A 7080-nucleotide genomic window follows, 5' to 3' on the forward strand; every position below is an offset into this window, starting at 1 on the left:
AGCTGTACATCGGCGGCGAACTGCTGGCGCGCGGCTATCTTGGCCGGCCGGCGCTGAGCGCAGAGCGCTTTGTAGCGGATCCGTTCGGCGAGGCGGGCGAACGCCTGTACCGCACGGGCGATCTGGTGCGCTGGAACGGCGAAGGGCAGCTGGAATACCTGGGCCGGATCGACCATCAGGTGAAGATCCGTGGTCTGCGGATCGAACTGGGGGAAGTGGAAGCGCAGCTGCTGGCGCAGCCGGAGGTGCGCGATGCGGTGGTGGTGGCGCACAGCGGCTCCGCCGGTACGCGCCTGGCCGGCTATGTGTCGGCGCATGTCGGGCAAGAGATCGGTGCTGCTGAATTGCGCGCGCGTTTGGGCGCGACGCTGCCGGACTACATGGTGCCCTCGGCGATCATGGTGCTCGATAGCCTGCCGCTGAACGCCAACGGCAAGGTGGACCGCAAGGCGCTGCCGGAGCCGGGCTATGAAGGTGGCCAGGAATACGAAGCGCCGCAAGGTGAGGTGGAGCAGGCGCTGGCCGAGGTCTGGGGCGAGGTGCTGCAAGTGCCGCAAGTGGGCCGCCAGGATAACTTCTTCGAACTGGGTGGAGATTCCATACTGAGCCTGAAGGTTATTTCACGCGCGCAGGCCCACGGCCTGAAGCTGACGGCGCGTCAGGTGTTTGAACACCCGACACTCAAAGGCCAGGCCGAGGTCAGCGCGGTGCAGGGCCGGGCAGTGGAGGCTATCCCCGTGTTGCCTGCTGCCGCTCGCTCCGGTCCATTGGCAGCTTCCTATGCCCAGATCCGTCAGTGGTTCCTGTGGAAGCTGGAACCAGCGAGTACGTCCTATCATCTGAACGGCGCTCTGAAGCTGGACGGAGACTTGAATGTAGAGGCACTGAAAGCGGCTTTCGATGCGTTGGTAGCGCGCCACGAATCCCTGCGCACAGTGCTGCGCGCGGACCAGGATGGCCAGGTGACGCAGCAGATTCAGCCAGCGGCCGGCGCGCATCTGGAGCTGATAGACCTTCAAGGCATGGCCGACCGTGTAGACGATGAAGCTACACGCCTGAACCAGACACCATTCGATCTGGAGCAAGGCCCCTTGCTGCGCGTGGGCCTGATACGCGAAGCGGCCGATCGGCACCTGCTGGCCGTGGTTATGCACCACATAATTTCGGATGGATGGTCGATGCAGATCATCATCGATGAATTCGTTGCGCTCTACCGCGCTCGCATGGAAGGTACCGTCGACGATTTGGCTGCCTTGCCGGTGCAGTACGCCGACTACGCCGCCTGGCAGCGTGCCTGGTTGGAAGCGGGTGAGAAGGACCGCCAGTTGGCTTATTGGAAGGCGCAGTTGGGCGACGAACATCCGGTACTGCAACTGCCGGCCAGTCATCCGCGCAAGATGGAAGGTGGATACCACGCAGCGCAACACGCGATTGCTCTGCCCAAGGAATTGAGCGGAGGCTTGCAGCGGCGCGCTCAGTCGCAAGGAGCGACCTTGTTCATGGCGCTGCTGGCTGGATTCCAGGTGCTGCTGTCCCGCTACACAGGGCTGGCGGACATCCGCGTGGGCGTCCCCAACGCCAATCGCCACCGGATAGAGACCGAGGGACTGGTCGGCTTCTTCGTCAACACGCAGGTAATACGTAACGTGATCGGAGACAGGCAGACTTTGGCACAGGTGCTGGCGCAGGCCCGTGAAGCGGTGCTTGGCGCGCAGGCGCATCAGGATCTGCCGTTCGAACAGCTGGTCGAAGCGCTGCAGCCGGAACGCCAGTTGGGAGCCAATCCGCTGTTCCAGGTGGTGCTTAACCATCAGCGCCAGGATCTGCGAGCATTGCGGCAGTTACCGGGGCTTACGCTGACAGCCCACGCAATGGGTGAGCAGGGCGCCCAATTCGAACTGGTGATCGATACCATTGAGGACGTTGACGGCCAGGTACAGGTGGTCTTCAGCTACGCCCGTGAACTGTTCGAGGCTGATGTTATTAGGCGCATGGCGGTGCACTACGTGGCGGTGCTGCGCGCGCTGTCCGAACTGCCGCAGCAGGCAGTCGGCGAAGTGCCGCTACTCAGCCCGTCCGAGTTTGGACAGCTACAACAGTGGGGCGCGATCAGCGAATGCTATCCATCGCAGGAGCCGCTGCATCAGATGATCGAACGGCAGGTTCAGGCCCGCCCGGATGCGAATGCGCTGCTGTTCGGCGACGAATCGCTGAGCTATACGCAGCTGAACCTGCGCGCCAACCGTCTCGCCCACCGACTGATAACGCTGGGCGTCGGGCCGGATGTCAAAGTCGGCATCGCCGTCGAGCGCTCGCTGGAAATGATGATCGGTCTACTGGCGATCCTGAAGGCCGGCGGCGCCTATGTGCCGCTGGACCCGGAATATCCGACCGATCGCCTGGCCTACATGATGGCCGACAGCGGCATCGCGCTGCTGTTGACGCACAGCGCTTTGAAGGACGGGCTGCCACCGGCCGACGGTGTGCAGGTTCTTGAGCTGGACGCGCTGGACCTGTCCGGCGAACCGGAACACAACCCGCAGGTGACGGTGCATGCCGAAAACCTGGCCTATGTGATTTACACCTCGGGTTCTACCGGACGGCCGAAAGGTGCGCAGCTATGCCACCGCAACGTGGGCCGGCTGCTCAAGGGCACCGAAGCCTGGTTCGAGTTTGGCGCGCAGGATGTGTGGACGATGTTCCACTCCTACGCCTTCGACTTCTCGGTCTGGGAGATATTCGGCGCGCTGTGCACCGGTGGCCAGCTGGTGATCGTGCCGTATTGGATCAGCCGCTCGCCGGAGGATTTCCTGCAACTGCTGCGCCGTCATCAGGTGACGGTGCTGAACCAGACGCCGTCGGCGTTTGGGCAGTTGATGCATGTGCCAGGTTTGTATGACGAACGCCTGGCGCTGCGCGCCGTGATCTTCGGCGGCGAGGCGCTGGATCCGCAACGCTTGAAGCCGTGGATGGCGCAGTGGGGCGGCCGGCAGCCGCGCATGATCAATATGTACGGCATCACCGAAACCACGGTGCACGTGACCTATCGCGAAATCACTGCGGCGGACCTGGACAGCCAGCGCAGTCCGGTGGGCGTGGCGATCCCGGACCTGGGCCTGCGGGTGCTGGACGGCGCGCTGAACCCGGCGCCGGTTGGCGTGGCGGGGGAACTGTATGTGGCCGGCGACGGCTTGGCGCGCGGCTACCTGGGCCGTCCGGGCCTGAGCGCGGAACGCTTTGTGGCCGATCCGTTCGGCGCGGCCGGCGAACGGCTGTACCGCACCGGCGATCTGGTGCGATGGAACGATGAGGGACAGCTGGAGTACCTGGGCCGCATCGACCACCAAGTCAAGATCCGTGGCTTCCGCATCGAGCTGGGAGAAATCGAAGCCCAACTGCTGGCGCAGCCGGAAGTGCGCGAGGCGGTGGTGCTGGCCCTCGACGGACCGAATGGCGCGCGCCTGGTGGGCTATATCTCTGCGCAGGCCGGAATGACGGTGCTGCCGGCCGAGCTGCGCGAACGGTTGGGCGAGGCTCTGCCGGACTACATGGTGCCGTCGGTGATCGTGGTGCTGGACGCGCTGCCGATCAACGCCAACGGCAAGGTGGATCGCAAGGCGCTGCCGCAACCCGAGTATGCGGGCGGCCGCGAGTACGAAGCGCCGCAAGGCTCGGTGGAGGAAGCGCTGGCCGGCATCTGGTCCGAAGTACTGGGCGTGGAGCGCGTGGGCCGCAACGATAACTTCTTCGAGTTGGGCGGCCATTCGCTGATGGCGGTTCAGATTGTGGCGCGCATACAGGTGGCGCTGCAGGTCGATGTGGCGATCAAGGATGTCTTCCTCAAACCGACACTGTCCGAAATGGCGGGGCTGCTGCCTGACGCTTCGAGCGCGGCATCGAACACTGCCTCGCTCTCTGAAATTGACGCATTTATTGATAGTCTGGAAATCGTATAATGAATAGTTCGACAACGCAGCGAATCGCGGAACGCTTTGCCCGCCTGACCCCGGAGCAGCGTCGCGCGGTGTATCAAAAGATCAAGCTGGAAGGACTGGCGATAGGGCAGTTTCCCATCCTGGCCCGTGAACCATCGGAGTCGCTCTGCTGGGCGCCGTCGTATGCGCAGGCCCGCCAATGGTTTTTGTGGAAGCTGGACCCTGGCAGCACGGCCTATCACATCAGCGGCGGGCTGCGCCTGGACGGACAACTGGATGCGGGCGCGCTGCAGGCCGCCTTCGATGCGCTGGTGGCGCGACACGAATCCCTGCGTACGCTGTTCCGCGCGGACGATGATGGCCAGGTGATGCAGGCGATCCAGCCAGCGGCCGGCGCTCATCTTGAGCGCATCGATCTTGGCGCCGTGACGGCGGACGAACTGGAGGCGCGGATACGCGACGAAGCGGTGCGCCTGCACCAGACGCCGTTCGATCTGGAGCGTGGCCCGCTGCTGCGCGTTGGCCTGATACGCGCAGCGGCCGACCAGCATGTGCTGGTGGTGGTGATGCATCACATCGTCTCGGACGGCTGGTCTATGCAGATCATCATCGAGGAGTTCGTGGCGCAGTATCGCGCACAGTTGGAAGGACAGGCGTGCGAGCTGGACGACTTGCCGGTGCAGTATGCTGACTTCGCATTGTGGCAGCGTCATTGGATGGAGGCAGGCGAGAAGGACCGCCAACTGGCCTACTGGAAGGCGCACCTGGGGGACGAGCACCCGGTACTGCAGCTGCCGACGACCCATCCGCGCAGGGCCGACGGGGCATATCATGCGGCGCAGTACAGCATCGAGCTGCCGGCGGAACTGGCATCCGCGTTGCAGCGTCGAGCGCAAGGGCAGGGCGCGACGCTGTTTATGGCGTTGCTGGCCGGTGTACAGGTGTTGCTGGCTCGCTATACCGGCATGTCGGACATTCGAGTGGGTGTGCCCAACGCCAATCGCCATCGGGTAGAGACTGAAGGGGTGGTTGGCTTTTTCGTCAACACGCAAGTGCTGCGCGGGGTGATCGATGGTCGTCTGAACTTGTCACAGGTGCTGGCGCTGGCTAAGGAGGCGGCGCTTGGGGCGCAGTCGCATCAGGATCTGCCGTTCGAGCAATTGGTCGAAGCATTGCGTCCCGAGCGCCATCCAGGCGTCAATCCTTTGTTTCAGGTGATGGTGAACCATCAACGGGTGGAGCAGAACGGGCCGGTGCGGATGCCGGGCCTGACGCTGGGTGAGTACGTGCTGGGCGAGCAGGCAGCACAATTTGAACTGGTGGTCGATACCATCGAGACGGCTGACGGCGGCGTGCGCGTGGGCTTGACCTATGCGCGCGAGCTGTTCGACGTCCAAGCTGTCGCGCTGATGGCGGCGCACTACGTTGCCGTGCTACGCGCGTTGGCGGAACAACCGGAGCTGGCCGTCGGTGAAGTCGCATTGCTGAATGCAGAAGAGTGGCAACAGCAACGCGCATGGGGCGTGAACCAGACAACTTATTCATATGAAGCGCCGGTGCACCAGCTGTTCGAACGCCGGGCGAGGGAAACGCCGCAGGCGACGGCGCTGCTGTTCGGTGAGGGAGCTCTGAGCTACGCGGAACTGAACCAGCGCGCCAACCAGCTGGCGCATCGCCTGATCAAGATGGGCGTGCGGCCCGAGGCCAAGGTGGGCATCGCCGTCGAGCGCTCCTTCGAAATGGTGGTCGGCCTGCTGGCGATCCTGAAGGCGGGTGCGGCCTATGTGCCGCTGGACCCGGAATACCCGGCGGACCGCCTGACTTATATGCAGGAAGACAGCGGCATCGCGCTGCTGCTGACGCACAGCGCGGTCAAGCAAGGCCTGACGGTCATACAGGGGCTGCGCGTACTGGATCTCGACACGTTGGAGCTGGGCGACGAACCGTCGCATGATCCGCAAATCCCGCTGCACGGCGAGCATCTGGCTTACGTGATCTACACCTCGGGTTCCACCGGCCGGCCGAAGGGTGCGGCCATCCGCCATCGCGCGCTGGCCAGTTGCATGACATGGATGCAGCAGACCTACGCGTTGACGCCGGCCGACACGGTGTTGCACAAGGCGCCGTTCAGCTTTGACGTCTCGGCATGGGAGATATTCTGGCCGCTGACGGCGGGCGTACGCCTGGTGGTGGCCAATCCTGGCGACCAGCGCGACCCGGAGCGGATCACGGAACTGATCCGCCGTCATCAGATCACCACGCTCAACTTCGTGCCGGCGATGCTGCAGGCTTTCCTGGCGCACGAAGGCATCGAGGCGCAGACGCGCCTGCGTTATGTGATCTGCGGCGGCGAAGCGATGCCTGCGGCCACGCAGGGCGAGGCGCTGCGCCGCCTGGAGGGCGTGAGCTTGCAGAACCTGTACGGCCCGACCGAAACCACGATCCACGTCACGCAGTGGACCTGCCGCGACGATGGCCGGGCGCTGGTGCCGATCGGCCGTCCGATATCGGAGACCAAGGCCTATGTGCTGGATGGCGCGCTGAGCGCCGTGCCGCAAGGCGTGGCCGGTGAGCTGTACATCGGCGGCGAACTGCTGGCGCGCGGCTATCTTGGCCGGCCGGCGCTGAGCGCAGAGCGCTTTGTAGCGGATCCGTTCGGCGAGGCGGGCGAACGCCTGTACCGCACGGGCGATCTGGTGCGCTGGAACGGCGAAGGGCAGCTGGAATACCTGGGCCGGATCGACCATCAGGTGAAGATCCGTGGTCTGCGGATCGAACTGGGGGAAGTGGAAGCGCAGCTGCTGGCGCAGCCGGAGGTGCGCGATGCGGTGGTGGTGGCGCACAGCGGCTCCGCCGGTACGCGCCTGGCCGGCTATGTGTCGGCGCATGTCGGGCAAGAGATCGGTGCTGCTGAATTGCGCGCGCGTTTGGGCGCGACGCTGCCGGACTACATGGTGCCCTCGGCGATCATGGTGCTCGATAGCCTGCCGCTGAACGCCAACGGCAAGGTGGACCGCAAGGCGCTGCCGGAGCCGGGCTATGAAGGTGGCCAGGAATACGAAGCGCCGCAAGGTGAGGTGGAGCAGGCGCTGGCCGAGGTCTGGGGCGAGGTGCTGCAAGTGCCGCAAGTGGGCCGCCAGGATAA

At 64.5% G+C, this 7080-nt stretch carries 2 protein-coding genes; both read left to right on the forward strand.

Features of this window, described 5'->3' with window-relative positions; translation table 11 throughout:
- Positions 1-3956, forward strand: a 3956-nt coding sequence (locus DUGA2_RS32110) for a non-ribosomal peptide synthetase (RefSeq protein ID WP_141753455.1), incomplete at its 5' end; no start/stop codon positions are given.
- Positions 3956-7080: amino acid adenylation domain-containing protein (locus tag DUGA2_RS32115; RefSeq protein ID WP_141753456.1), on the forward strand; the 3125-nt coding region annotated here is incomplete at its 3' end. The genes DUGA2_RS32110 and DUGA2_RS32115, both read left to right, overlap by 1 nt.

The organism is Duganella sp. HH101, assembly GCF_001758795.1.
Taxonomy (GTDB): Bacteria; Pseudomonadota; Gammaproteobacteria; order Burkholderiales; family Burkholderiaceae_D; genus Rugamonas; species Rugamonas rivuli.